Consider the following 25954-nt stretch of genomic DNA (forward strand, 5'->3'; position numbering starts at 1 on the left):
TTTAGCCGCCACAGCCGCCGACGGTGACCTTGACTTCCTTGGTCGCGCTGTAGAGCTTGCCATCGGCTTCCACGATCGCGGTCACGTTGCTGGTCTTCGCCATCTTCAGGCGGTTGGCGACCGCGGGGATCGTGCCGTCAGGGAATTTGTAGCTCGCCGCCAGCGCGTTCGGATTCTCGGCGACGAAGAATGAGATCGAGCTGACCTTGTCGAGCGTCGTCGTCACCGACATCGGCACCACGCCGCCATTCTCGGCGATCTCGGGCGCGTCGAGCTTGACCTTGTCGGACGGCTCGGCGGTCCTGCCATAGAGTGCCTTGATCGCATCCGCTTCGTTCTTCAGCTTGAACGCCTCTTCCGGATATTTGTCGTTGGCCGCGGCGTGCGCCGGCACGAATGGCAGATTGCCGAGGCCGATCAGCGCGACCGACACTGCGCCCTGCAGGATCAGGCGCCGCGTCGGATGAGGGCCGGTATGAACAGTCATCGAAAGTCTCCTTGGCCCGCCGTCACAGCGTTTGCAGGAAATCAACGATCGCGTTGATCTCCTGCTCCGTCAGGATGCGGTTGCGGCCGAACGGCGGCATCATGGTCTGCGGGTTGCGTTTGGTCTCGTCGAACAGGATCGCGACCAACTCGTTACGATCGGGGTATTTGGCCTTGAGGCCCTTCAGCTCGGGACCGATCGTGCCGGGCAGATCGCCGCCCTTGATGACATGGCAGGTCAGGCAATTGCCCTTGCCGCGATCGAAGGCGAGCTTTTGGCCCTCGGCGACGCTCGATTGCGCCCACGCCGGGCGTGCGGCGAGGCCGGTGAGGACGACCAGCGCGAGAAGCAGGGCGGGCTTGCGAGGAAAGGCGGTCACGGCGTCGTTCCGAGGAATTATGTCGGGGGTCTCGTTCGGAGAAATATAGTGCTCAAAGCACAAAGGACATGCCCTGACAATCAAGACTATGCAGGCCGCGAAATGGCGTTAATATCTTCCGCATTGCAACTGATGAGATAGATCGTTCATAAAGCCGGATTTAACCGGCGATTGGTTCGGGCGTTTTGCCCTTGCTTGCGTTTTCGACTGCTTCTCATTTTCCGGGGACACGAATTGGCTGAATATCTCGTTGAATTTGGCAGGGAAGGCGGCAGGGTCGAGCCTGATGGTCGCCTTGATGCCCCTGCTTTCCATCGTAATCACGAGCCGCTCTGGGCTGCGCTCGAAAAGCACCTCGCCGGGCGGTCGGGCGACGTCGTCGAGGTCGGCAGTGGAACCGGCCAGCACGTGGTCCATTTCGCCCGCCATACGCCTGATCTCGTCTGGTGGCCGAGTGATCTCAACCAGCGCCATGTGAAGAGCATCGAGGCCTGGCGCGTGTATTCGGGCCTGGAAAACATCCGCAGCCCCTTGCGGATCGATCTGGTCGATCCCGACTGGTGTCCGGAGATGAAGAGCGGGCAGGGGCCGAACGATCTCGCGGCCGTGTTCTGCGCCAATGTGATTCACATTGCGCCCTGGACCGTGGCCGAGGGCCTGTTCATGGGTGCCGGGCGCTACTTGCGGCGCGATGGCGAACTGTTTCTCTACGGCCCGTTCAAGCGCGACGGCAAGCACACTGCGCTGAGCAACGCGGTGTTCGACACCTCGTTGCGTGATGGCAATCCCGAATGGGGCGTACGCGACGTGGCCGATGTCGAGAGCCTCGCGGCGGCCGCGGGCCTTCGTCTGGTCGATACGATCGAGATGCCCGCGAATAATCTGACGCTGGTGTTCGCGCGCTGAGCCGCGACGACGGTGCGCTCCCTTCCCCGCTTGCTGGGGAGGGTCGAGAGGGTGTCTCCGCAACGGGATAATCCCCTGGAGGCGAAAACCCTCACCCGCGCCTTCGGCGCGACCTCTCCCGCACGCACGCAGGAGAGGTAGGGAAGGCCATCAGGCCTCGCCATCCCGCCACCCGATCTTCTCTTTCAGGAACTGAAATCCCAGCACCTGGAAGCCGGCGCGCTCCTTGTTGTCCTTGCCGTAGCCGTGGCCGCCGGCGGCGGGCTCGTAGAACCAGGCCTCGTAGCCCATGGCCTGGAGCTTTGCGGCCATCTTGCGCGCGTGGCCGGGATGGACGCGGTCGTCGCGGCGGGTTGTGGCGATCAGGATCGGCGGATAGGGCTGGCCGGGTTTTGCGTTGTGATAGGCCGAGTAGGTCTTCAGCCACTCCCACTCGTTCGCTTTGTCGGGATCGCCATACTCCGCGATCCAGCTCGCGCCCGCGAGCAGTTTTGTGTAGCGGCGCATGTCGATCAGCGGGATGGTGCAGAACAATGCGCCGAAACGCTCGGGATAGCGCATCAGCATGTTGGTGATGAGGATGCCGCCGTTCGATCCGCCTTGCGCCGCGATGCGCTTCGGCGCGGTCACGCCGCGGCAGACGAGATCGGCGGCCACCGCCGCAAAATCGTCATGCGACAGCCTCTTGCCGGCGTAGCGGCCGGCATCGTGCCAGCGTGTGCCGAACTCGCCGCCGCCGCGTAAGTTCGCCTGCACGGTCGTGCCGCCGCGCTCCAGCCAGAGCTTGCCCAGCGACGAATTGTATTCCGGCTTCACGGCGAGCCCGAAGCCGCCATAGGCGCTCATATAGACCGGGGCATCGCCTGACACGGCGGCGGGACCCGTCTGCACATAGGGGATGCGCTCGCCGTCAACCGAGATCGCCTCGTGCTGCGTCACCACGAGACCCTCGGCGTTGAATGTCTTCGGCGCCTGCTTGAGCACCTCAGGGCTTCCGATGCCGCGCTCGATCAGCAGCAAGGACGGCGGCGTCAGCGGGTCCTGCACATTGGCGAGCAGGTCGCCATTGCTTTGGGATTCGTGGCGATCGAGGCTCCAGACATCGGCGACGCCGATATCGGGCAATCCCTGCAGCCGCTGCTTGCTCCAGTCCGATGCCGATGGCGTGCAGACCTCGAACACCGGCCGCAACTCGTCGAGGATCGACAGCACGAGCTTGCCGCCGGTCCAGAAGAAACCCTGCAAGGCTCGCCGCGGCCCGGGCTCGAACAGCACAGTGAAATCGCGGCGTCCTGCCAGGAATGCGGAGAGCGGCATGCCGAGCATCGCATCGGCGGCATAGCTGTGTCCCGCGACCGACCAGCTCTCACGCGGCTTGACCGAGATCCAGTCGCCATGGACCTGCATCCAGACGTTGCTGGGCAGGTCGAGCGTCGTCACCGCGCCGGCCGTGGTGCCGATCGAGGTGCGGAAATTGAAGAAGTCGGACTGATCGATGAACCAGACGCGCTGCTCCGGCACGGTGTCGTCGACATAGCTGTAGACGCGCATGTGGTCGGGTGTCGTCTCGAACACCACCGGCGCCTGCTCGACAGTGGTCCCGCGTCGCCACAGCCGCACGGTCCTCGCATAGCCCGAACTGGTTGCCATGCACTCGCCGAGCGCGCTCGACAGCAGCAGCGTATCGGCATCGACCCAGTCGACGCCGCTCTTGGCCTCCGGCAGGACGAAGCCGTCCGTGACGAATGCCTTCGTCCCGATATCGAACTCCCGCAAGGTGACGGCATCGCTGCCGCCACGCGACAGGCTCAGCATGACGCGCGTGCTTCCGGCTCGCGTCGAGGCCCCGCCGAACAGCCAGTCGGCGCCTTCTGCCGCGGCGAGCTGATCGATATCGAGCAATGTCTCCCAGGCCGGTTCGGCCTTGCGAAACTCCGCAAGCGTGGTGCGCCGCCACAGGCCGCGCGGGTTCGCGGCGTCCTTCCAGAGATTGTAGAGAAAGCCGTCGCGACGGGTAACATAGGGAATGTTGTCCGATCGGTCGTAGATCGCTGCAAGGATATCGCGGTCGCGTTCGAACGCGGCGCCGCCGAATTGTTGCAGCGTCATCAGGTTCTGCTTTTCGACGAAATCGAGCGCGCTGATACCGTCGACCTCCTCCAGCCAGAGCCAGGGATCGTCGTCGGGAGCACTCAGCGTAGGCCTGTCGTCGACGGACATGAACGAAACTCCGAAAATCAGCGGCGGATAGGATTTGATCGAGCGCAAGCCGTCAAGAGCACGAGCCGGTATGATTGGTCCGATTGCGTCAGAGGCATGGCCTGCGCCCGTTTGCGCCGGTTGCCCGGCCCTTTCGTCCCCTCCATAGTGCCGGGAATCAACAGAGCCCTTTGGGCGGAAATGCCGATGCTAGACGTGACTTCAGCCAATGAGATCGCCGGCGACGCCCGCGTGCGCGGCAATGTGGTGCGCCTTGCCGCGGCGCAGGCGCTGACCGGCGCCAATTCGGCTGTGATCTTCGCCACCGGCTCGATCGTCGGCGCCACGCTCGCGCCCGACATGTCGCTCGCGACCGTGCCGCTGTCGATGTACGTCGTCGGGCTTGCCGCCGGCACGTTGCCGACGGGTGCGATCTCGCGCCGCTTCGGCCGCCGCTGGGCCTTCGTCATCGGCACCGGCCTCGGCACGCTCACCGGCCTCACCGGCTCGTTCGCGATCCTGCACGGCTCGTTCGCGCTGTTTTGTCTCGCGACCTTCCTCGGCGGCCTCTACGGCTCGGTGGCGCAATCCTATCGCTTCGCGGCCGCCGATGGCGCCAGCGCGGCCTATCGGCCGAAGGCTGTCTCGTGGGTGATGGCGGGTGGCGTGTTCGCCGGCGTGCTCGGTCCTCAGCTCGTGCAATGGACCATGGACGTCTGGTCGCCCTATCTGTTCGCCTTCAGCTTCCTCGTGCAGGCCGCGGTCGCACTCGTCGCGATGGGCATCGTCGCCGGCGTCGACATGCCCAAGCCCGCGCCGGCCGATCTGCATGGCGGAAGGCCGCTGCTGACGATCGTGAGCCAGCCGCGCTTCATCGCGGCCGCCCTGTGCGGCGTCATCGCCTATCCCATGATGAACCTGGTGATGACCTCGGCGCCGCTCGCCATGAAGCTCTGTGGCCTCAGCCTGTCCGATTCCAATTTCGGCATTCAATGGCACATCGTCGCCATGTACGGGCCGAGCTTCTTCACCGGCGCGCTGATTGCCCGCTTCGGTCCACCTGTCATCGTTGCCACTGGCCTGCTGCTGGAAGCGGGCGCCGCCACCATCGGTCTCTCCGGCATCACCGCGATGCATTTCTGGGCGACGCTGATCGTGCTCGGCGTCGGCTGGAATTTCTCCTTCATCGGCGCCTCGGCGCTGGTGCTGGAGACACACCGGCCGCAGGAGCGCAACAAGGTGCAGGCCTTCAACGATTTCCTGGTGTTCGGGATGATGGCGATCGGCTCGTTCTCCTCCGGCCAGCTGCTGGCGAATTACGGCTGGTCCGCGGTGAACATGGTGGTGTTCCCGCCCGTGGCGCTCGGTCTCGTCGCGCTCTCGCTGGCGTCCTGGGCCCGCCGCCGCAAGGCGCGGCTCGAGGCTGCGATGGGCGAGTTCCCGGACGCGATCTGACTGACATCCAGCTGGCAGGAGGCTGTCAGCAACGTCGATAGTTCGATCCATGTCGAAGTGATTCTCGACTGCTGAGTTGTTACATGATGCTCGTCATGAACAAGGTCATCAGGCCATCAACGTCCTCTGATTTCTGCCGTCATTCCGGGGCACCCGAAGGGTGAATCCGGAATCTCGAGATTCCGGGTTCGATGCTTCGCATCGCCCCGGAATGACGGCGAGGAGCAAAGACATGCTCGACAATCCACAGCACACAGCTCCCCACGACGAATCCTCGCTCCGCTACGAAGGCTGGCGCATCGTCGCGGTCTGCTTCCTGCTCGCAACCTTCGGCTGGGGGCTCGGCTTCTACGGCCAGAGCGTCTATGTCGCCGAGCTCCAGCGCGCGCGGGGCTGGCCGGCCTCGCTGATCTCCTCCGGCACCACGTTCTTCTATCTGTTCGGCGCGCTGCTGGTCGTCTTCGTCGGCGAAGCCGTCCGGAAATACGGACCAAAACGCTGCCTGATATCAGGCACGCTGGCGATGGCGGCATCTGGCGTTGCGATCGGCGCGGTCCGTGAGCCCTGGCAGCTTTATCTCGCCGACGCCGTGCTCGCCTTCGGCTGGGCCGGCACCAGCCTTGCCATGATCACCAACACGGTCAGCCTCTGGTTCGACCACAAGCGCGGCATGGCGATCAGCCTCGCGCTCAACGGCGCGAGCTTTGGCGGCATCGTCGGCGTGCCGCTGCTGGTGACCTTGATCGGCCACATCGGCTTTGCCAGCGCCATGTATGCCGCATCGGGCGCGATGCTGGTGCTGCTGGTGCCGGTGATCCTGCTGGTCGTCGGCCGGCCGCCCGATCTTCACGGCTGGCGGGCGTCCGCGAAGGTGAAGCCGCAATCATCGACGCAGATCCGCTCCTGGGCACTGCGCGATGTCGGCTTCCTCACGGTGACCATCGCGTTTGCGCTCGTGCTGTTCGCGCAGGTCGGCTTCATCGTGCACCTGATCTCGTTCCTCGATCCCGTGATCGGGCGCGAGCGTGCGGCTGTCGCCGTCGCGGTGCTCACCGCGATGGCGGTGATCGGCCGTGTGCTGTTCTCGATGGTGATCGACCGCCTCAATCAGCGGCTGGCGTCGGCGCTATCGTTCCTCAGCCAGGCGGCCGCCCTGTGCGTCGTGATCAATCTGCACAATGATTATGTGCTGATTGCGGCCTGTGCACTGTTCGGCTTCTCCGTCGGCAACCTCATCACGCTGCCGTCGCTGATCGTGCAGCAGGAGTTCGATAGCGCATCGTTTGGCGTGCTGATCAGCCTGAACACGGCGATCAACCAGGTGACGTATGCCTTTGGCCCGGGTGTCGTCGGCGCCTTGCGCGATTGGTCCGGCGGCTATGCGCTGCCGTTCTATCTCTGCATCGCGCTGGAGGTGATGGCGGCGGCGTTGATCATGGTGCGGGGGAAGCCAAAAGCAAAACTCGCGTAGGGTGGGCAAAGGCGCACAGCGCCGTGCCCACGATCTTCGATGAATCATCAAGTGTTTGTGGGCATGCTTCGCTTTGCCCACCCTACGAAACCTATTCCTCGCGCTGCTTCAACAGCCCTTCCACGTCCAGCCGCTTGGTGAACATCGCGAGCTTTCCATCCGGCCCCAACGGCCACTGTTCCTTCGGCTTGTCCCAATACAGCTCGACACCGTTCTGGTCAGGATCACGCAAGTACAGGGCCTCGCTCACGCCATGGTCGCTCGCGCCATCCAGCGCAATGCCTGCGGTCAGCACCCGATGCAGCGCATCCGCCAGCGCCGGGCGGGTCGGATAGAGGATCGCAGTGTGAAACAGCCCGGTCGTGCCTGGCGGCGGCGGCGAGCCGCCCTTGCTTTCCCAGGTGTTGAGCCCGATGTGGTGATGATAGCCGCCGGCCGAGATGAAGGCCGCGCCCGATCCCATACGCTGCATCAGCTCGAAGCCGAGCACGCCGCAATAGAAGCCGAGCGCGCGATCGAGATCGGCGACCTTGAGATGGACGTGGCCGATTCGCGTGCCCGCGGCGACGGGTGATGTTTGCGACATGTGGCTGCTCCGTGTCTGAACTCCAGATATTCCGGGCATCGGGATTGCGCTACTGCCTGATCCCGAAATCCAACGTTTCCGAATACGAAGCTATGACAGCTCCTTGTCCTCGCCCTCCGGCAGCTCGAACTCGAACGTGTTCAGCGTCATCGACACCATGGTGTAATAGCCGCACAGCCCGATCACTTCGACGACGCCGCGTTCGCTAAGCAGCTTCACCGCCTCATCATAAAGTCCCTTCTCGACGCCGTGGCCCTCGTGCAGCGATTTGGCGAGGTCGTAGATCATCTTGCCCTTGGGATCGTCGAATTCGGGCGTGCGTCGGTCGCGGATGGCGTCGATGATCTCAGGCTTCATGCCGCCTGCCAGCGCGAGGCGCTTATGCGCATACCATTCGTAATGCGCGGTCCAGTGCCGTGCCGTCACCAGGATCGCGATCTCCGAGAGCTTTGCCGGGAAGATCGTGTCGTAGCGCAGCACCTCGCCGAGCCGCGTGGCGTGACGGGCCATGTCCGGGCTGTTGAGCCAGGCCATCATCGGCGCCGGCGGCTTGCCGCGTTTGCCGGCAATCGATTCGTCATAGGTCTGCCGCTGGCTCTCGTTCATTTCGCCAGGCGAAAGAAGCTTTAGGCGCATTCGCGTTTCCTCTTTGTTTTCAAGCACCGTCGCGCCACGACTATAGCCGACATCAGATACGGAAGTGGTTGAATTCCGCGAGGGCTTGGCCCAGAGTCGCGCCAACAAGTTGATTGATGGAAACGACCATGAGCGAATCTGAGACGGCCGATCTCGAACAATTCCGTAGCGAGACGCGCGCTTGGCTGGAAGCCAACTGCCCGCCGGAGATGCGCAAGCCCGCGACATCAGACACCGACGTGTTCTGGGGCGGTCGTAACGCAAAATTCTCGTCCGAGCCGCAGCGCATCTGGTTCGAGCACATGCGCGACAAGGGCTGGACCGTGCCTGACTGGCCGAGGGAATATGGTGGCGGTGGCCTCAGCGCGGCCGAGCACAAGGTGCTGCGCTCCGAGATGGCGAAGATGGGCGCACGCCCGCCGCTGTCGAGCTTCGGCATCTGGATGCTCGGGCCGGCGCTGCTGAAATACGGCAACGAGGCACAGAAGAAGGAGCACCTGCCGAAGATCGCCGCGGGCCTCATTCGCTGGTGCCAGGGCTATTCCGAGCCCAACGCCGGCTCCGATCTCGCTTCGCTGCAGACCCGCGCGGAAAGCGACGGCGATGATTTCGTCATCACGGGCTCGAAGATCTGGACCTCCTACGCCAACTACGCCGACTGGATCTTCTGCCTCGTCCGCACCGATCCCGCCGCCAAGAAGCATGACGGCATCAGTTTCATCCTGTTCGACATGACCTCGAAGGGCGTGACGACCAAGCCGATCCTGCTGATCTCGGGCTACTCGCCGTTCTGCGAAACCTTCTTCGATGGCGTTCGCGTGCCGAAGTCGCATGTGGTCGGCACCGTCAATCGCGGCTGGGATGTCGCCAAATATCTGCTGCAGCATGAGCGCGCGATGATCTCGGGAATGGGCGAGCGCGGCGTCGGCCGTCCGCTCGGCCAGATCGCGGCCGACTCGGTCGGGTCTGACGCGCAAGGCAAGCTCGATGATGCCATGCTGCGCGGCCAGATCGCGAGCTTCGATGTCGATGAAGCCGCGCTTGCGGCCTGCGCCGAACGCGCCGTCGATCTCGCCAAGGCCGGCCAGGCCCATCCGGCGTTCTCGTCGGCGATGAAATATTACGGCACCGAGCTCAACAAGCGCCGCTACGAGATCCTGATGTCGGCCGGCGGCGTCGATGCGCTGGAATGGGAGAGCGAGCGCTCGCGGCAGGGCGCCCGCCCGCGCGCCTGGTTGCGCACCAAGGCCAATTCGATCGAGGGTGGTACCTCCGAGGTCATGCTCGGCATCGTCGCCAAGCGCATCCTGGATTTGCCGGGGGCGTAAGCCTTTCTGGCATTCCGGGGCGCGCGCAGCGCGAGCCCAGAATCCATTCTTCCACCGACTCCGTCGCCCGATCGATTCCGGGCCTGGCCCTGCGGGCCATCCCGGAATGACGACGAAATAGATTTCGAATCGAAAGCAACTGTCATGGCCCTCGTCCTCACCGAAGAACAATCAATGCTCCGCGACAGCGCGCGCGGGCTGATCAGCGACAAGGCGCCGGTGTCGCACCTGCGCGGCTTGCGCGACAGCAAGGACCCCACCGGCTTCTCCAAGGAGCTCTGGCACTCCTTCGCCGAGATGGGCTTTGCCGGTCTGCTCGTGCCGGAAGAATTCGGCGGCAGCGGTCTCGGCTGCATGGAGGCCGGCATCGTGATGGAGGAGATCGGCCGCACCCTGATGCCGTCGCCCTTCCTCGCCACCTCGGTGGTCGCGGCGTCGGCGCTGAGCCGCGGCGGCAATGCCGCGCAGAAGTCCGAATATCTGCCGAAGATTTCCAATGGCTCGCTGCTCGCGACGCTGGCGATCGACGAGGGCGCCAAGCATCGCCCGCTGCAGACGAACTTGCAGGCCGTGCGCGCCGGCAACGGTTTTAAACTTTCGGGCGCCAAGGCCTTGGTCGTCGACGGCCATGTCGCCGATCTCGTCATCGTCGCGGCGCGCACCGGTGGCGCGGCCGGTGAGCGCGACGGCCTGACGTTGTTCCTGGTCAACCCCAAGGCGAAGGGCGTGTCGATCGAGCGCACCATCATGGTCGACGCGCACAACGCGGCGCGGATTGAATTCGCCAATGTCGAGGTCAACGCTGACAGCGTGCTCGGCGAGGTCGATCAGGGCGCAGCCCTGCTCGACGGTGTGCTCGACATCGGCCGCGGCGCGGTCGCTGCCGAGATGGTGGGCTTGAGCGACGAGGTCTTCAATCGCACCGTCGAGTATCTCAAGAACCGCAAGCAGTTCGGCAAGCTGATCGGCGAATTCCAGGCGCTGCAGCACCGCGCCGCCGAGCTCTATGTCGACATCGAGATCACCCGCGCCGCCACGATGAAGGCGCTGCAGGCGCTCGATGCCGACGTCGCCAAGGCCGCTTCAGCCGTCGCCGTCGCAAAGGCGCGCGCCGGCACCACCGCCACCCGCGCGGTGCAGGAAGGTGTGCAGATGCATGGCGGCATGGGCATGACCGACCAGTTCGACATCGGCTTCTTCATGAAGCGCGCGAGGGTGTGCGAGGAATTGTTCGGCGATGCGAACTACCACACCGAGCAGCTGGCGCGCGCGCGGGGGTATTGAGGCGCTCTCGTAGCTCCGGGCACACTGCGCTCCCTCCCCCCTTGTGGGGGAGGGCGGGGGAGAGGGGTAGCCCAGGAAAAGGTGTTTCCGTTGCGAGAGAGCCGCGCGCTTCACGTGGAGCGCGAACGATAGAGTGTGCCGTGTGGCACCCCTCTCCCTAGCCCTCCCCCACAAGGGGGGAGGGAACGCACCGAACGCGTTGCTAGCACCTTCAACGCGACCGCGGCGACACCGCCGTCACCTCATCGGAGGTGCATACTGCACGCCGCCCGCATTCCACAGCTGGTTCATGCCGCGCGGAATCTTCAGCTGCGACTTCTCGCCGATATTGCGCTCGTACATCTCGCCGTAATTGCCGACATGGCGGATGATGCGCACGGCCCAGTCCTTGGTCAGGCCGAGCTGCTCGCCGTAATTGCCCTCGGTGCCGACGAGGCGCATCACTTCCGGCTTCTTCGATTTCAGCGCCTCGTCGATATTCTGCGAGGTGACGCCGAGCTCTTCGGCGTTGATCATCGCATAGAGCGTCCATTTCACGATCATCATCCAGTCGTCGTCGCGCTGGCGCACGACGGGGGCGAGCGGCTCCTTGGAGATCATGTCGGGTAGGATCATCTGATCGGCGGGCTTCGACAGGTTCAGCCGCAGCGCGTAGAGCTGGGAGACGTCGGCGGTCAGCGTGTCGCATTTGCCGGTGTCGTAGGCCTTCACCACGTCTTCAAGCTTGTCGAACTTCACCAGCTCATACTTCATGTTGTTGGCTTTGAAGTAGTCGGCAAGGTTGAGCAGCGTCGTGGTGCCTGATTGCACGCAGACCTTGCTGTCGGCGAGGTCGAGCGAGGTCTCCTTGTTGCGGGAGCGCGGCACCATGAAGCCTTCGCCGTCGTAATAGGCGACCGCAGGGAAATAGAGGTCATATTCCAGCTCGCGCGACAGGCTCCAGGTGGAGTTGCGCGAGAGGATGTCGACCTTGCGGCTCTGCAATTCCTTGAAGCGCTCGCTGGCATCGAGCGGGATGAATTTCGCCTTGCTCGGATCGTCGAAAATGGCCGATGCCACCGCGCGGCAGAAATCGACGTCAAAGCCGCTCCAGTTGCCCTTGTCGTCGGGGATCGAGAAGCCCGGCAGGCCCTTGTTGACGCCACACAGCACCTCGCCGCGGCGCACGGTGCGCTTCAAGGTGCGGGTGTCGTAGAACTCGTAGGTGATGGCCAAGGCGGCGACCAGCACGGCGACCGCGAGCCCGATCAGCAGGCCGCCTCGAAATGTGCGCATCATGTTGCTCTCTCGAAAAAATCGGGAAAAGGAATTGGGAGGCGGGAAGCACGATCCCAGGAGATCGTGCTCGAACGATAGGCTTAGAGCTCCGGCTTCTGCCGGATGACCACCTTGGTGCCAACAGGAACGCGATCGTAGAGATCGGCGACGTCATTGTTGACCAGACGGAAGCAGCCCGACGACACCTTGGTGCCGATCGTATCGGGCCGGTTGGTGCCGTGGATGCGGTAGACCGTGTTGCCGAGATACATGGCGCGGGCACCGAGCGGATTGCCGGGGCCGCCCGCCATGAAGCGCGGCAGATAGGGCTGGCGCTGGATCATCTCCGTCGGCGGCGTCCAGTCCGGCCACTCCTTCTTGTTGGTGATCTGCACCAGGCCCTGCCACTGGAAGCCGTCACGGCCGACGCCGATGCCGTAGCGGATCGCGCGTCCGCCAGGCTGGACCAGATAGAGGTGGCGCTCTGCGGTCGAGATGATGATGGTGCCCGGCGGTTCGGTCGTGCGATAGTAAACCACCTGCTTCTGCCATTCCGGATCGAGCTCGTAGCTGTCGTCGGCGATCAGGCCGGGCTCGTCGCCGCGGTCAGGCTGCTGCGCGAAAGCGTGCGGCATGGACAGGATCAGGCCCATCGCAGCCAGCAATGTCCCCGTCAGGCGACGAAAATCCGTCATTTCAAGCTCTCCCCGCTGCCACAGCGCAAATCGTTCCGTACCATCTGAACTCAGGGGCAGCTTCGTGGCAAGTTCAAGGCGCGCCTGACTGGTATGTCACGAGAATGCTTTGGTTTTTTGACGGGGATCAACACCATGAACAGGGTGGGTTGGCGCGAAAAGCCGTGAGCTGGGCTGGCTGCGCCCCCTCGCCCGCTTGCGGGAGAGGGTCTTTCCTCCAGGGAGACTCCCCAAGATGAGAGAGCCCTTACCCGGCGCACGGGACGATGCTTCGCATCGCCCGGGATGCGCCGACCGAAATTGCGGCCAAATTGGCATCCGCAAATACCGTCATGCCCGGGCAAAAGCGCGAAGCGCGTCTTCGTGCTAGATGTCCCGGGCATTCTTGGTGCCATGAGTGAAGACGTGGATGGCCGGGACGAGCCCGGCCATCACGATGCGGAAACAGTCAGTTCCAAGTCTGATTGGCTTCGCCCTGATCCCGAGCCGGCGCACGATCTTGGCGCCCACGGCGCCGTCCGATCAGTCTCACGGCCGCGCTCCCGCTGACGAAGCGGGCGCGATCACGGCATTGGCCGACAGCAGAGCGAGAATCCGCTCGGCAACGAGCTTGTGCCCCTTCGGCGTCCAGTGTTCGCCGGTGCCGAGGCCCGGATAGGCATCCGCGCCGTCGAAGGCCACGAACGGGATCTGCTTCGCTTGCAGGTGGCGGATGAGATCGGGGTCCGAGGTCTGAAGGCCCACAAGGAATTTGGCTCCGTTCGCCTCGACGAATTCCCTGATCTTGTCAATGATCCCGTTAGTCGGATCCGGCACGACCACTTTTGGATACCGAAGCTTGAGATACGCCGCATTGGCGAGCCGGATGAGCCACGAATGGCGGACCCACCAATCCTCCTTGACGGCCTGCAGGCGCGACATGGGGACCGGCACTCCCTGCAGCACGAGCGAGCCGTCCGCCGCCGTCGCGAAATAGGGCTTCTGATAGCCCTCGTAGACGATGTTAGTGCTGTTGTCGTTGTGGTCGTTGCCGGTACAGACGATCAGGACAACGACCGCCGGCTTCACCTTCGGCCACAGCCGCTGCAGCAACAGATATTCCTGGTCGGTGCCGTAGCCCGAGACGCCTGCCGCGAGCAGCTTGTAGTCCGGGATTCGCGGCTTCAGTAATTCGCTGAAGCGCTCGCCCGCTTCGGCATCCAGTCCCCAGACAAAGGAATCGCCAAGGAACATAATGGTCGGCTTCGCATCGAGCACGAACTCGTCGTCGCGCAAGCCGAGACTGTTGTGATGGACGTGAATCGCGCGTGCGTTGGTCACGATCGAGCTCGATCCCGGTATCGGCATCCAGCCGAGCTCGGAATCGAACCTGTAGCTGAGCGACCGCTCGCTGACCCCTTCGCGCAACTCACGGAAATCGGCAACCCGGAGAAACACCTCAAGCACCGCCAGCGTCGCGATCGTCATGACTGCGACCACGCCCAGCGAATGGAGGAAACTTGGGGTCCTTGCTTTGCCAGGAGCGCCCGCGCCTGAACTCATGTCAAACCGCACTCAATATTTGCCTGCCTCGGTCCCGCCTCGCGTTGTCGAGCAAGACAGCCACGCATTGCTCTCACTCGATCAGAATGCGTCGGCGAGACGAGGTGCAAACAATTGGATCTTTGTTGAGACGTGTTACTGTCCGAATGAAAAGGATAGCATCCGGAGGCGCGATGTCGAGCGTGAAGCTAGGTTCGGTTCGGCTTGAAGGTCACCTGACAATGCTCGCATCGGCGCGAAATTGGGCCGCTGTAACGGCTGCATTCGTGATGCCGTGGACCACAACCGGAGAAGCAATCGCGGTCGGGATCTGGGTCGTTCTGGCGTTGCTGACGATCAGGCGAGATACGTGGTCCTCTACACTGAGCAAGCCTGCGGCAGCGATCCCCGCTCTGCTCTTCCTTGTGATACTCGCCGGCATGCTCTGGTCCCCCGAGCCGTTCGGCGCAGGAGGCGTCACTCACTACTTGAAACTGCTTCTCATTCCGATTGCTATGGCGTGCTCGACGACACCCCGTCAGGCACTACGAATCGGCTATGGGCTCCTGGCCGGATGCTCTGTCATTTTGATCCTGTCTTGGGCAGGCATCCTGTGGCCAAGTGGTCCATGGGGCTGGTTCAAATCACCAGGCGTTCCCGTGAAGGACAACGCAGTCCAGAGCACGTTCTTCGCGCTGTCCGCATTCGGACTTGCGATCGGCGCCATTTCTCAATGGTCATCAGGAAGAAGGCGGCTTGCTACTGCCATGGTCGCGCTGGCGATGCTATTCCTCCTAGACATTTTCCTGATCTTTGTCTCGAAGACGGGCCTGTTGGTCGCGGGATCTTTACTCGCGCTGTTTCTCCTGCACGTCGGTGGCTGGCGGCGGGCTTTACTACTTGCTCTGCCAGTCGCCATCGCCGTCACCGCCGCAATCTGGTTCTCGGCGTCGGCGCAGATTCGTCTGGGCCAATTCCTGTCGGACATGCAAGCAGTCAAATCTTCCAGCGAGACCATCTCCACCGCGGCTCGGCTGGACTTCTGGAGTAAGGCCGTTTCGTTCATCAAGACCGCCCCTGTCTTGGGCCATGGGACCGGCAGCATCAAGTCGCTCTATCAATCCCTCGAGGCTACCCGGCCGTCGCCCTATGGCGAAGCAACATCGGACCCGCACAATCAGTTCTTCGCAATAGCAATTCAGGTCGGCCTCGTTGGCGGTGGTCTGCTGCTGGCGATGTGGGCAGCGCACTTTGCGATGTTCGTCGGACGTGGCTTTGCGGGCGCTCTTGGCCAGGCTGTCGTATTGCAAAACGTTGTCGGCTCGCTGTTCAACAGTCACCTCTCCACCATAACGCAGGGCACGCTGTATTGCTTGGCCGTCGGCATCATCGGCGCCGTCATTGCGAATTCATCGGACTGGTCCAACGTTTCAGCTTTCGACGCCAGCGAAGTCTCTTCACGGTGAACTGCAAGCGAAGTCGAAGCCTGCTGCGTGTCTTGTGCGTGAGTGAACTCCTGAATAGGCCGTTCAGGCTCCCCTGCTCGGCCAATGGCGGTTCCGGCCATAGAAAGGGGATGCCCATGGCGGGGTCGCCGGTATTGAAAGCTATATCGACCGGATCGACCATGGGGTTGCGCGCGATCCAGTCAAGCCGGGCTTGCGCTTCGATCGCCCCAAGAACATACGCTTCCATGTTGCGGACTCTGGAGCCGCGGTAGATGAGTTGTCCGGGCCGCAGGTCGGCCAAAGGCGTATAGAAATTGCTGGCGGTCCCGAGATGCAATATGCGCGGACGTGGCCATTGTCCGGCTTCGTCCAGTACTCGATCGAGCTTGTTGGTGAAATCGGCTACGAGTTGCGCATCGTCCTCAAAGACCAGCGCCAGGTCTTGCCGCCGGTCCCGGATTCTCTGCATCGCGACGATGTGCTTTAGCGCGCAGGACTTCTGCCGAATGCTCAAGTTGGAGCTCGGAGCGAAATAAGTCTTCTCGATTTCGGGCGTGATTTCTTCTGGATCGTAGTCGAGTACCCATTCAAAGGGTATACCGACGCGATCCAGTTCACGTCGAATATGAGCCGCGCGCTCAGGCAGCGATTTGCAATGGATCACATAGGCTGGCAATGATTTCGACAATGCTCCACCTTCGCTGCATCACAAAGGCTGACAACCAAATTCCTCAGATCAGACGTCAATTGCCGGTTGGAATTCGCGGTGGGTGAATTGGAAAAATACACCAGCTCGGTGAGCTGCCGCTTTGATGAAGATCAAATCAGATTTCGCGCGCTGCGCAAGACTATCAATGCGGGGTGTACGAGGCGCCGGCATTCTCATACCGCGGTCGCATTCATCCTCAAGAGGGGCAGGCAAGGCCCAGAGAGATATAGTTCATGCTAGTCCGGCTTAACCAGGGAGCTCGGCTGGAGCTGGATGTCGTTTCAAATCTGATTGGCCTCCGCCCCGATCCCGAGCCTCCGCACGATCTCGGCCCCCACGGCGCGTGCCTCGTTGCGCGAGCCGATGCGGGGGCTGCGGAAGCGTCGCCCTGACAGCAAGCGGATCGTGACGATGCAGTGCTCATCCTCGGACCGGCCGCGGCGATCGACCGTGATCGCCTTGACGTCTTGCCCTTCGATCTGGTCCAGGCGTGGCTGGCCGTTGCCCCACAGACGTTCGACGCGGATGTCGCCCTCGCGGATGATCCAGAAGGCACCGGTGACGAGATTGGCAAATCGGTAGACGCCGAAGGCTGCGACCACACCGAGCGGCAACAACATGAAGTCGATCCAATTGGGTGGCAATCCGCGCCAGAGCTTGTAGGCGTAGGGTGCGGCGCTCACGGCGACGGCGATCAAGGCCGCGATGCGGATGTCTCTCTGGGAAAACGGCTCCACGGGTTCGCCAAGGCGCATCTCGGGATTGCTGGCATCGAGCGGGTTGACGGGCGCCTCGACCTCGCCGACGTCGAACTGCGCCGCGATCCGCACCACGGTGTCATGAACATGCGTGACGTCGGAAAGCGGCGGCGACGTCAGGCGTTCCCCTGATGCAAGGGTGAAGGCGAGTTGAAATCGGCTCTTGGCCGTCTTGCTGCCGGGAACCTGAAGTCCCGTGATCTCGTCTTTCGCGACGACCCTGGTCTGGAGCTGCCCGAACGGACGTTGCCGTCCGATCAGGATCTCGTCCGGCGTGATGATCCACACCACCGCCGGCGTCAGCATGACGACACTGACGAACGCGGCGCCCGCCAGCAGCGCGACCACGGAGATGATCACCTCAAAGACATCATGGGTGAACAGCCCCGGCGTGAAGCACAGCGCAACGGCCGCCGCTGAGCCGGCCACGACCAGCCGCTGCGCGATCGAGGAGCCCTCGCGAAGGCGGATGTCATTGCTGGTGGTCGCGTCGTTCATTGCGGCGGCTGATTTGCGTTGGCGCGCGAAACTCCACGGACGGGTCCGTGGAGTCAAGCAACAAGGGCGAGACCGGGCCGCGATGGCAGGGGACTCACCGGCGCACGCGCTGCGGAGCGATCCCGAGGCGAAATGCGATCTCTGCGACCAACGCGAAGGTTTCTTCCCGCGTCCCGATGCCCGGGCTGAGGAATTTCCGCCTGTCGAGGAGGTCGATCCTGACGACGTAGCGGTCTTCCTCGGTGTTGCTGTCGCGCTCGATGCCGATCGTATCGACGTGGCGGCCCGTGATCGTATCGACATGGGGCCTGCCGTCACGGGCCCGTCGTTCGACGCACAGCTCGCCGCGGCGGATGATCCAGAACGAAGTGCCGCCGCTGTAGGCGTATCGGTAGAATAAAAGCGCCGCGATGATACCGACCGGAATGAGAACGATCTCGAGGGGAGTCAGCGGCAAGCCGTTCCAGAATTTGTAAGCGTAAGGCGCTGCGCACAGCCCGGCGGCGATGATCAGCGTGACGATGCGAATATCGTAGCCGGCGATTGGCGTTACGGTCTCGCCGAGATGGATTTCCGCATTGGTGGCGTCGAACGGGTTTACGGGAGGCGCGAGGGTCGGAAAGCCAAGCTGCTCCGCGATGCGCGCGCTGGTCTGGCGGACATGCGTGATATCGGACAGCGTCGGTGACGTCAGGTGGTCGCCGGATGCAAGCCGCAGGGAGAGGTGGAAGCGCGTGGAGTCGGTCCGATCAGTGTCGATGTCGGCGGCCGAGATGTCCTCGCTTCGGATGAACCGGCTGCTGCGTCGGCCAAGCGGACTGGCTTTTTCGATGAGGACGCCATTCCGTCCGATGATCCACAGCACATCGGCGCCAAAACCCGCGTGGCACAGCATCAGGATGCCCAGGATCAGCGCAATCGGGGCAGCGACGACGCTTTCGCTCCAGTTGATCAGGCCCATAATGCCGAAGCACAGTATCGTGGCGGCAAAGCCGGCGAGGAGCAGGCGATCCTGACGAGACAAGCTCTTCGCAAGACGGATTTCGTTCTCTTGTGTTGCCCCGACCATCGCACGTATTTCCATCGCCGCGAAACTCCACGGAGGGCCCCGTGGAGTCAAGCGGCTTGTGCAGGATGGTTTGTTCGCAACTTAAGGTAAAGAGCGACTAGCTGCTGGCGTTCAGCAGCTTGGCCACGGTGCGGTCGATCTCGTCGTAGCGGCCTTCGCCTTCGTGCTGGAACACGATCTTGCCGGTCTGGTCGATCACATACTGAGCCGGCCAATATTGGTTGCGGTAGGCATCCCAGGTCTTGGAATCGTTGTCCTGCGCCACGGGATAGGTGATGCCGTGGCGCTTCAGTGCGGCCTGCACGTTGGACGCCGAGCGCTCGAACGGGAATTCCGGCGTGTGCACGCCGACCACGACGAGTCCCTTGTCCTTGTACTTGGCGTAGAGCTCGGTGACGTGCGGCAGCGTGTTGACGCAGTTGACGCAGCCATAGGTCCAGAAATCGACCAGCACGACCTTGCCGCGGAGATCGGCGATGTTCAGGGGCTTCGAGTTGAACCAGTTGCTGATGCCTGCGAAATCGGGTGCGGTCGCCGTCTGGCTCGCGGCAGCGACCTTGATCGGCGCCGTCGGCGTGGCCTCACTGCAGATCCCGGGGATGACGGCACCGGTGACGGCCATGCCGATCAGGGCGGCGGAGACGGCGAGCAGCTTGAAGGTCATTGACGTGTTCTCCAGTGAAGATGAGGGATGATCACAGGCCGATCTGGCCGGTGGGGTAGATCGAGGTGAGCCACGCCACGATCAGCGTGTCGTATTGGAAGTAGGCCGCCAGCGCGAAGGCGATCACGACCACGCCAAAGCCCTGCTGAAGGCGCGGCGAGATGCGCACCAGGCTGCGCACGCGCGTCGTCGCGGCTTGTCCGCCATAGGCGATCGCCAGCATCGGGATCGCAGCACCGATCGCGTAGGCGACCAACAGCGTGCCGGCCCAGGCCAGATTCCTCGAGGTCGCGACCAGTGTCAGGATCGAGCCGAGCACAGGGCCGGCGCAGGGCGTCCAGACCAGACCAAGCGTGGTGCCGAGCACGAGGCCGCCAAGCGCGCCCTCGCGCTGGGCACCTCCGACTGAGCCGAGATTGAGCCAGCCATTGAGCCGGATCGACAGCCATTCGAACGGCGCCGGCCACAGCATCAACAGGCCAAAGCCGAGCAGCAGGACCGCCGCGGCCTCGCGCAGCACATTCGGATCGAAATCAAAGGCCCGCGTCAGCGCGCCGAGCAGCAGAGCGACCGCGGAGAACGAAACGACAAAGCCGAGCGCGATCATCGCAGGCCGCGTGCGTGAGTTGTGGCCGATCGATGCGCCAAGCAGGATCGGCAGCATCGGCAGCGTGCACGGCGCGGCGATGGTGAGGATGCCGGCAAGGACAGCGAAGAGAAGTTCGAGCATGGGGCCCTCGTGATGGAGGTCACGAGGGCAGTTCGGGATGGAGGCGGGGATCGTTACGTGACGTCACGCGCTCGTGACGGGGGCTGTCGCCGCTTGGACGGTGCGCCCCCTCTCCCGCTTGCGGGGGAGGGCTGGGGAGGGGGTGTCTCCGCAACGGGATACTCCCCCAGAGGAAAGACCCCTCACCCGCCGCGGCGAGATCCTGCCGTCACATGCCCCTCAAATACAAAACGACCCGGAGGGGGGCATCCCGTCCGGGTCGCTGGAGATTCTTGGGAGGGTTTAACGAAACCGTATGTGATCTTTATAGGGACGAAGTTCTTCCGCCTGATGTTGTGGTTTGTTTCATTTGTTTCGTCGGCGGTAACGCTTTCGTGTCCCGGGATGGGGGAGGAAAGCCACCCCTATCCCATTGAAATTCCTGGACTTAGGCCGCGAAGCGATCGACGCCGCACGTCTTAAGCAAATCGGCGAGTTGCTTGCGGGCGTAGAACATCCTGGTCTTCACCGTGCTCTGCGGAATGCCGATGATCTGTCCGACCTCCTCCACCGACTTCTCATGGTAGTAGACGAGGGTGATGATCTCGCGATGCGCGGGTGACAGCTTCTGGACGCAGGCGCGTAGGATGGCGCTGGTGTCGCTGCGGTCGAGCGAGGTCTCGGGCGTGTCGCAATCGTCAGGAATCTGGCGGACATCCTCCTGGTCGATGTCCTCGAAGCGGCGCTGGCGCATCGCAGTCAGCGCCTTGAAGCGGGCGATCGAGAGCAGCCAGGTCGACACCTGCGAGCGACCCTGGAACTGGCCGGCGGTCCGCCACACGTCCAGGAACACCTGGCTGACCAGGTCTTCCGCCGTGGTGGCATCGCGCACGATGCGCAGGATGAAGCGATAGACCCGCACATTGTGACGGCAATAAAGGATGTGCATGGACGTCCGGTTGCCGTCCGCAATGCTTTCGAGAAGCATGTCGTCCGAGGTCGCCTGGGTAGCAATGATGCTCTGGCTGGCTTGGGCGTTGATGGCGATGACGTTCGGCATTGACTGGCTCCCCGGTGCGCCGCAACCGAGCGGCGTTTCCTTGGACCAAAGTGTTAATCAGCCAACGTTTCGGGACGTCTGCACGAAAAGGGGAAAATGGTTTCGTGCGCCGCCAAATTGTTTCGTCGCTCACATCGCGACGAAACATTCAGCGCAAAAAAGCGTGTGATTTCAATATGCGGATTATACGGTACTGTGGATTTGGACTGGGCGGAACGAATTTCCCGGGCTTGCGTTTGGTCGCGCCATACCCATTCCCGTCGTCCGGGGGCGCGTCGCGCGCCTTACGCCTTCTCGCCTTGGGGCGAGAACAGATAGCCGCCGCCGCGGATAGTGCGGATCACGGCGGGCTTGGTCGGGTCGGGCTCGATCTTGCGGCGGATGCGCATGATGCGCAGGTCGACGGCGCGGTCGAAGGCCTCGGCGTCGCGCGCATTGGCGAGCTCCAGCAGGCGTTCGCGCGACAGCACGCGCTTCGGATTGGCCGCGAACACCTTCAGCAGCCCGAACTCGGATGCGGTCAGCGGATGCTCGTTGCCCTCGTCGTCGCGCAGCGCCTGGGCTTCGAGATCGAGCCATTTGGTGCCGAAGCGCACCAGCTGGTCCTTGTCCGATTTCGCGGGCGAAGCGTCGCTGCCGGCTGATTTCACCGGCGCGCTCCGCCGCAGCACCGAGCGGATGCGCGCCATCAGCTCGCGCAGCTCGCAGGGCTTTGCGACGTAGTCGTCGGCGCCGAGCTCGAGGCCGACGACGCGGTCGATCGGGCTCGCCGTGGCGGTGAGCATGATCACGGGCACGTTGATGCGGCTCTTGAGGTCGCGGATGATCGAGAGCCCGTCTTCCTCGGGCATGTTGAGGTCGAGCACGACGAGATCGGGCATGCTGCCGTCGATCGCGGCGCGCAACGATTTGCCGCCGTCGCACAGCGTCACGGTGAAGCCGTGCATCTTGAGGTAATCGCCGACCATCTCCCGGGCCGGGGCCTCGTCGTCGACGATCATGATGTGCTGGCTTTGGGTCATGTCACACTCAAATCACGGCATTTCGGTCGCGGGCAGGGTGATGGTGAAGGTCGAACCCTTGCCCGGGCCGTCGCTGTCGGCGGTCACATCGCCGCCATGCATGTCGATAATACGCTTGACGATGGACAACCCAAGCCCCGTCGAGCTCTCACCTGCCGTCGGTTTTGCGGATAGCCGCTGGAACCGGCCGAACAGGCGGCCGAGATCCTCCGGCGACAGGCCGGCGCCCTCGTCGCTGACGCGGATGATGGTGTCGTTGCCCTCATGGGTGACCGCGACGGTGATTTTGCCCGCGATCGGCGAGTATTTGATGGCGTTGCTGATCAGATTGTCGATCGCCTCGCGGATGCGGTCGGTGTCGCACATGGTGACGATGTTGGCCGGCGCGGTGACGCTGATCGCCTGCTGCTTGTTGACGGCGAGCGGCTGGTTGGCCTCGGCGACCTCCTTCACCAGCGCCGCGACGTCGACCGGCTCGCGGCGGATGGTGATGTCGAAGGCGTCCGCCATCGCATCCGAGATCAGATGGTCGACCATCGTGGTCAGGCGCTTGGTAGCGTCTCTGATATGATCGACCTGGGCGACCACGCCTGACGACGAGGCGCCGGTCGAGATCAGCTCCTTCAGCATCTCGGTGCGGCCGAGGATGACGCCGAGCGGGTTCTTCAGATCGTGCGCGACGGTGCCGAGGATCTCGTTCTTGAAGCCGTTGGCGCGCTGCAGCCGCAGCCATTGCGCCGAGAGCCGGCGGTTGGCCTGCATCAGCGCGCGGGTGCGCTGGTTGACGCGGTCTTCCAGCTGGGTATTGGCGTCCTGGAGCTGCTGATAGAGGATGACGTTGTCGAACGCGATCGAGAGCCTGGAGGAAAAAATCTCGACCAGCGAGCGGTCGGTCTCTGACAATTCGCGCTCGGCCTGCAGCAGCACCACGACCTCGCGGCCGGATCCGGTGCGCAGATAGATCACACTGCGATGGTCGGCGAATTCGTTCTTGCGGCCCTGGAACGCGGCTTCCACCATCGCGCGCAGATCGGGATCGAGCGCCTTCGACGATGTGGTGCCGATGAAGCGGCTGTAGCAGCCGCTGCCCGCAAGCACCGAGAGCTCGGGATCGACGCCGCCATTGTCGCGCAAGACCAGTATACCGGCGCAATCGGCGTTGAGCAGCGAAGCAAGCTGCGTCAGCACGCCCTCGGCGAGCCGCTGCATCGACTTGAAGTCGTACAGCGTCGAGGCCGCATCGATGATGATCTCGAGCCCGCGCCGCGTCTGCACCATGCGCTCGAGCTGCTGATAGGAGCGTAGCGCCGCGGTCAGCGAGGTGAACAGCTTGTCGGCGGTGAGCTCGGTCTTGGCCTTGTAGTCGTTGATGTCGTACTGCACGATGACGCGCCGCTCCGGCGCCTGGCCGGGCTGGCCGGTGCGCAGGATGATGCGCACGGTCTCGTTCTTGAGCACGTTGCGGATGTACTCGACGAGCTCCAGGCCCGCGACGTCGGTCTCCATGATGACGTCGAGCAGCACCGCCGCGATGTCGCTGTGCGCGGCCATCAGCTTGCGACCTTCCGCCGCAGAATGGGCCGAGAGGATTTCCAGGCCCTGGCCGTTCAAGGAATAGTCCGAGAGAGCAAAGCGCGTGCCGTCGTGCACGGCCGGATCGTCGTCGATGACGGCGATCTTCCATTTCCGGGCATCATTATCCTCCGACGCGGTACCGGTGTCGTCGATCAGGTGGAGGACATCGTCCTGTTCGGCCATTGAGAAGTCCCGTCACTTTCTGTGCTTTGCGCGCCGCCCTTGGCGATCCGCGGCATGATAATCCGAAAAGTAGTGCCTTGTCCCAGCTTGGATTCCAGCATCATCCGCCCGCCGAGCTGCTGGGTGACAAGGTTATAAACGATATGCAAGCCCAGTCCCGTGCCGCCTTCATTGCGCCTGGTGGTAAAGAATGGGTCAAAGGCCTGGCGCTGCACGTCCGGGGTCATGCCGGCCCCGTCATCGGCGAAGATGATCTCGATGTCCTCGGTGCCGCGCGGCCGGGCCGAGATCGTGATGGTGCCGGCGCGGCCGTCGGCGAAGGCGTGGTTGGCGGCGTTGAGGAACAGGTTGGTCAGGATCTGGCCATAGGAGCCGGGATAGCCGTCGAGCAGCAGCCCCTCGGGCACGTCGACCTTCAGCGTGGTCGGCGAGCGTTTCAGCACGGGGCGCAGGCTTGCGATGATCTGGTCGGTGGCTTCGCTGAGCGAGAATTGCCGTCGCTCGGCATGGGAGCGGTCGACCGCGACCTGCTTGAACGACTGGATCAGCTCGCCGGCGCGGGTCAGGTTGGCGACGAGTTGCTGCGAGGCATCGCGCGAGGACTGCACGAATTCCTCCAGCTGCGAGCGCCGCAGGCCCCCGTCGCCCCTGAGCTGGGCCTCGAAAATCTCGCTGCGCCTCGCAAAACTGGAAGCAACGGTCAGGCTGATGCCGATCGGGTTGTTGACCTCATGCGCGACGCCGGCAACGAGGCCGCCGAGGGCAGCTAACCGTTCGGCGTCGATCAGATTCTGCTGCGCGGCGTTGAGCTCGAGCAGCGCGCTCTCGGCTTTCTCCTTGGACGCGCGCAGCTCATCCTCGGTCTGGCGCTTGGCGATGGCGTTCTCGCGGAATACCTCCACCGCGCGCGCCATGGCCCCGACCTCGTCGCGGGCGCGCGTGCCCTGCACCTCGCGGCCGAGATCGCCGAGCGTGATCGCGCGCATCGCGGTCATGATCTGCTGCAGCGGCAGGCGGATCGACAACGCGATCAGCACGCCGGCGGTGAGGATGATGCCGAGGAAGATCACCGCGATCGACAGCACCCGCCGCGAAATGTCGGCCAGCGTGCGGTCGAACGTCTCCTGCGCCTTCTGCTCGCGCTGGCGCATCTTGGTCGAGAGATCGTCGATGGCGCCGATCGCCTCGGCTTGGCTGGCGTCGATGGTGTTGCGCAAGAGCTCGGTGCGGCTCGTCAGCTGCTCCGAGATTTTTGCAAAGCCCTCGCGCAGTGCGGTGGTGCGGGTCGCGAGCTTCTGCAGCGCCATCTTCTGCAAATCGTTGTCGGCGAGATCGATCATCACAGGAATGGTCTTCTCGATCGTCTCGGTGTGGCGGCGCGCATCGTCGGCCGCAGCGACGGACTGCGACAGATAATAGGAGTTGGCCGCGACCAGCATCGCGGTGAAGGCCTCGCGCGACTTGCCGAGCGAGGGCCAGATCAGCGCGTCGCGATGGCCGGTGGCGCCCTCGATGATGGAATAGAGGCCGGCCATGTCCTTGGCCGGGCCCTGCACCTGATCCTCATAGGTCCTGGCGATGGTCGCCTGCACGCTGCGCAATTCGCCGAAGCCGTTGAGGAAGCGGTCGGTGGTGCGCTCGAGCTCCTCGACCGACCCCGACAGCATCGGATCCTTGGCGGCGCGGTCGGTCAGCGTGCCCAGCACGGCCTCGCGCAGCAAGAGGATCTCGGCGAACAAATCGGGGCTCGGTTGGTTGATGTAGCGGTGGATCAGGTTCTGCAGCCGCCCGGTCTCGCTTTCGAGCACCGCCAGGATCCGGTCGGATTCGCGCACCTGCCGCACGTCGTCCCAGGCGGAGCTCAGCACCTGCGCGCCGTTCCAGATCATCGCCACCAGCACGACCACGACGGCGGAGTTCAGCGCCGCGATCGACAGGATGCGCCAGCGGATCGGCACCGCCCTGAGCACGCCGACGAGGCGCGCGCGCAGCCGCCCGATCGGGCCGGGCGGCCGCTCTGCGCTCTCGCTGGTGCCGGGCGCGATCAAGCGGCGT

The 25954-nt window shown here is 63.5% G+C and carries 23 protein-coding genes; 6 read left to right on the top strand and 17 right to left on the bottom strand.

Features of this window, described 5'->3' with window-relative positions:
• Position 1: 1 nt before the first annotated feature.
• Together soxY and soxX are read right to left on the bottom strand one after the other, a co-directional pair.
• Positions 2-487, bottom strand: coding sequence for a thiosulfate oxidation carrier protein SoxY (soxY, locus tag Q0687_RS33740; RefSeq protein ID WP_298886636.1), 486 nt, complete (start codon positions 485-487; stop codon positions 2-4).
• Positions 488-509: 22 nt separating this feature from the next.
• Entirely contained in the window at positions 510-866 is a 357-nt protein-coding gene (soxX, locus tag Q0687_RS33745) for a sulfur oxidation c-type cytochrome SoxX (RefSeq protein WP_298886638.1), read from the bottom strand.
• 234 nt (positions 867-1100) lie between these two features.
• Here soxX and Q0687_RS33750 point away from each other — a divergent pair, with 234 nt between their 5' ends.
• The gene (locus Q0687_RS33750) at positions 1101-1772 is read left to right on the top strand and encodes a DUF938 domain-containing protein (RefSeq protein WP_298886640.1); all 672 of its coding nucleotides are present in this window, start codon (positions 1101-1103) and stop codon (positions 1770-1772) included.
• Between the two features lie 150 nt (positions 1773-1922).
• On the opposite strand, the gene Q0687_RS33755 is transcribed toward Q0687_RS33750, so the two are convergent.
• Entirely contained in the window at positions 1923-3992 is a 2070-nt protein-coding gene (locus tag Q0687_RS33755; protein ID WP_298886644.1) for a prolyl oligopeptidase family serine peptidase, read from the bottom strand.
• A 186-nt stretch (positions 3993-4178) separates the two neighbouring features.
• Here Q0687_RS33755 and Q0687_RS33760 point away from each other — a divergent pair, with 186 nt between their 5' ends.
• Positions 4179-5426, top strand: a complete 1248-nt coding sequence (locus Q0687_RS33760; protein WP_298886647.1) for an MFS transporter — start codon at positions 4179-4181, stop codon at positions 5424-5426.
• 232 nt (positions 5427-5658) lie between these two features.
• Positions 5659-6897, top strand: a complete 1239-nt coding sequence (locus Q0687_RS33765; RefSeq protein WP_298886650.1) for an MFS transporter — start codon at positions 5659-5661, stop codon at positions 6895-6897.
• Positions 6898-6988: 91 nt separating this feature from the next.
• Here the strand turns inward: Q0687_RS33765 and Q0687_RS33770 are convergent, their stop codons facing one another.
• Positions 6989-7483 (bottom strand): VOC family protein, encoded by a 495-nt coding sequence (locus tag Q0687_RS33770; protein WP_298886652.1) that lies wholly within the window; start codon positions 7481-7483, stop codon positions 6989-6991.
• Positions 7484-7573: 90 nt separating this feature from the next.
• The gene (locus tag Q0687_RS33775; protein ID WP_298886655.1) at positions 7574-8119 is read right to left on the bottom strand and encodes a carboxymuconolactone decarboxylase family protein; all 546 of its coding nucleotides are present in this window, start codon (positions 8117-8119) and stop codon (positions 7574-7576) included.
• Between the two features lie 128 nt (positions 8120-8247).
• Between Q0687_RS33775 and Q0687_RS33780 the strand changes: the two genes are divergently transcribed.
• Together Q0687_RS33780 and Q0687_RS33785 are read left to right on the top strand one after the other, a co-directional pair.
• Entirely contained in the window at positions 8248-9447 is a 1200-nt protein-coding gene (locus tag Q0687_RS33780) for an acyl-CoA dehydrogenase family protein (RefSeq protein WP_298886657.1), read from the top strand.
• A 144-nt stretch (positions 9448-9591) separates the two neighbouring features.
• Positions 9592-10731: an acyl-CoA dehydrogenase family protein gene (locus tag Q0687_RS33785; RefSeq protein ID WP_298886660.1), complete on the top strand. Its 1140-nt coding sequence runs from the start codon at positions 9592-9594 to the stop codon at positions 10729-10731.
• A gap of 237 nt (positions 10732-10968) precedes the next feature.
• Here the strand turns inward: Q0687_RS33785 and Q0687_RS33790 are convergent, their stop codons facing one another.
• From Q0687_RS33790 to Q0687_RS33800, 3 genes are all read right to left on the bottom strand, one after another.
• The gene (locus Q0687_RS33790; protein WP_298886983.1) at positions 10969-12006 is read right to left on the bottom strand and encodes an amino acid ABC transporter substrate-binding protein; all 1038 of its coding nucleotides are present in this window, start codon (positions 12004-12006) and stop codon (positions 10969-10971) included.
• 83 nt (positions 12007-12089) lie between these two features.
• A complete protein-coding gene (locus tag Q0687_RS33795; protein ID WP_298886663.1) occupies positions 12090-12683 on the bottom strand; it encodes a L,D-transpeptidase in 594 nt (197 codons plus the stop codon).
• A 528-nt stretch (positions 12684-13211) separates the two neighbouring features.
• Positions 13212-14150, bottom strand: coding sequence for an SGNH/GDSL hydrolase family protein (locus Q0687_RS33800; protein ID WP_298886666.1), 939 nt, complete (start codon positions 14148-14150; stop codon positions 13212-13214).
• A 248-nt stretch (positions 14151-14398) separates the two neighbouring features.
• Here Q0687_RS33800 and Q0687_RS33805 point away from each other — a divergent pair, with 248 nt between their 5' ends.
• Complete coding sequence (locus Q0687_RS33805; protein ID WP_298886669.1) at positions 14399-15670, top strand: O-antigen ligase family protein; 1272 nt, start codon at positions 14399-14401, stop codon at positions 15668-15670.
• Here the strand turns inward: Q0687_RS33805 and Q0687_RS33810 are convergent.
• The 9 genes from Q0687_RS33810 to Q0687_RS33850 all read right to left on the bottom strand — a co-directional run bounded on the left by Q0687_RS33810 (position 15603) and on the right by Q0687_RS33850 (position 25947).
• A complete protein-coding gene (locus Q0687_RS33810; RefSeq protein ID WP_298886672.1) occupies positions 15603-16340 on the bottom strand; it encodes a glycosyltransferase family 25 protein in 738 nt (245 codons plus the stop codon). The genes Q0687_RS33805 and Q0687_RS33810 overlap by 68 nt on opposite strands.
• A 302-nt stretch (positions 16341-16642) precedes the next feature.
• Entirely contained in the window at positions 16643-17617 is a 975-nt protein-coding gene (locus tag Q0687_RS33815) for a hypothetical protein (RefSeq protein ID WP_298886675.1), read from the bottom strand.
• A 94-nt stretch (positions 17618-17711) separates the two neighbouring features.
• Positions 17712-18701, bottom strand: a complete 990-nt coding sequence (locus Q0687_RS33820) for a hypothetical protein (RefSeq protein ID WP_298886676.1) — start codon at positions 18699-18701, stop codon at positions 17712-17714.
• A gap of 82 nt (positions 18702-18783) precedes the next feature.
• Positions 18784-19350: a thioredoxin family protein gene (locus tag Q0687_RS33825; protein ID WP_298886679.1), complete on the bottom strand. Its 567-nt coding sequence runs from the start codon at positions 19348-19350 to the stop codon at positions 18784-18786.
• 31 nt (positions 19351-19381) lie between these two features.
• Positions 19382-20080, bottom strand: a complete 699-nt coding sequence (locus Q0687_RS33830) for a cytochrome c biogenesis CcdA family protein (RefSeq protein ID WP_298886683.1) — start codon at positions 20078-20080, stop codon at positions 19382-19384.
• A gap of 427 nt (positions 20081-20507) precedes the next feature.
• Positions 20508-21119: a sigma-70 family RNA polymerase sigma factor gene (locus Q0687_RS33835; protein ID WP_298886686.1), complete on the bottom strand. Its 612-nt coding sequence runs from the start codon at positions 21117-21119 to the stop codon at positions 20508-20510.
• Between the two features lie 284 nt (positions 21120-21403).
• Entirely contained in the window at positions 21404-22141 is a 738-nt protein-coding gene (locus Q0687_RS33840) for a response regulator (protein ID WP_298886689.1), read from the bottom strand.
• Between the two features lie 12 nt (positions 22142-22153).
• Complete coding sequence (locus Q0687_RS33845) at positions 22154-23899, bottom strand: DUF3369 domain-containing protein (protein WP_298886692.1); 1746 nt, start codon at positions 23897-23899, stop codon at positions 22154-22156.
• Positions 23869-25947 carry an ATP-binding protein gene (locus tag Q0687_RS33850; RefSeq protein ID WP_298886694.1) on the bottom strand — a complete coding sequence of 693 codons (2079 nt, stop codon included), beginning with the start codon at positions 25945-25947 and terminating at the stop codon, positions 23869-23871. Before Q0687_RS33850 ends, Q0687_RS33845 begins: the two co-directional genes overlap by 31 nt.
• Positions 25948-25954: the final 7 nt, after the last annotated feature.

The organism is uncultured Bradyrhizobium sp. (assembly GCF_936928535.1).
Classification (GTDB): Bacteria; Pseudomonadota; Alphaproteobacteria; order Rhizobiales; family Xanthobacteraceae; genus Bradyrhizobium.

Bases quoted from the DNA above. Each gene is read 5' to 3' on its own strand.
- Q0687_RS33765 (WP_298886650.1), top strand. From the start codon at position 5,659: ATGCTCGACAATCCACAGCACACAGCTCCCCACGACGAATCCTCGCTC.
- Q0687_RS33830 (WP_298886683.1), bottom strand. From the start codon at position 20,080: ATGCTCGAACTTCTCTTCGCTGTCCTTGCCGGCATCCTCACCATCGCC.
- soxY (WP_298886636.1), bottom strand. From the start codon at position 487: ATGACTGTTCATACCGGCCCTCATCCGACGCGGCGCCTGATCCTGCAG.
- Q0687_RS33790 (WP_298886983.1), bottom strand. From the start codon at position 12,006: ATGCGCACATTTCGAGGCGGCCTGCTGATCGGGCTCGCGGTCGCCGTG.
- Q0687_RS33755 (WP_298886644.1), bottom strand. From the start codon at position 3,992: ATGTCCGTCGACGACAGGCCTACGCTGAGTGCTCCCGACGACGATCCC.
- Q0687_RS33770 (WP_298886652.1), bottom strand. From the start codon at position 7,483: ATGTCGCAAACATCACCCGTCGCCGCGGGCACGCGAATCGGCCACGTC.
- Q0687_RS33845 (WP_298886692.1), bottom strand. From the start codon at position 23,899: ATGGCCGAACAGGACGATGTCCTCCACCTGATCGACGACACCGGTACC.
- Q0687_RS33795 (WP_298886663.1), bottom strand. From the start codon at position 12,683: ATGACGGATTTTCGTCGCCTGACGGGGACATTGCTGGCTGCGATGGGC.
- Q0687_RS33785 (WP_298886660.1), top strand. From the start codon at position 9,592: ATGGCCCTCGTCCTCACCGAAGAACAATCAATGCTCCGCGACAGCGCG.
- Q0687_RS33825 (WP_298886679.1), bottom strand. From the start codon at position 19,350: ATGACCTTCAAGCTGCTCGCCGTCTCCGCCGCCCTGATCGGCATGGCC.
- Q0687_RS33815 (WP_298886675.1), bottom strand. From the start codon at position 17,617: ATGAACGACGCGACCACCAGCAATGACATCCGCCTTCGCGAGGGCTCC.
- Q0687_RS33805 (WP_298886669.1), top strand. From the start codon at position 14,399: ATGTCGAGCGTGAAGCTAGGTTCGGTTCGGCTTGAAGGTCACCTGACA.
- Q0687_RS33835 (WP_298886686.1), bottom strand. From the start codon at position 21,119: ATGCCGAACGTCATCGCCATCAACGCCCAAGCCAGCCAGAGCATCATT.
- Q0687_RS33820 (WP_298886676.1), bottom strand. From the start codon at position 18,701: ATGGAAATACGTGCGATGGTCGGGGCAACACAAGAGAACGAAATCCGT.
- Q0687_RS33840 (WP_298886689.1), bottom strand. From the start codon at position 22,141: ATGACCCAAAGCCAGCACATCATGATCGTCGACGACGAGGCCCCGGCC.
- Q0687_RS33800 (WP_298886666.1), bottom strand. From the start codon at position 14,150: ATGACGATCGCGACGCTGGCGGTGCTTGAGGTGTTTCTCCGGGTTGCC.
- Q0687_RS33780 (WP_298886657.1), top strand. From the start codon at position 8,248: ATGAGCGAATCTGAGACGGCCGATCTCGAACAATTCCGTAGCGAGACG.
- Q0687_RS33760 (WP_298886647.1), top strand. From the start codon at position 4,179: ATGCTAGACGTGACTTCAGCCAATGAGATCGCCGGCGACGCCCGCGTG.
- Q0687_RS33775 (WP_298886655.1), bottom strand. From the start codon at position 8,119: ATGCGCCTAAAGCTTCTTTCGCCTGGCGAAATGAACGAGAGCCAGCGG.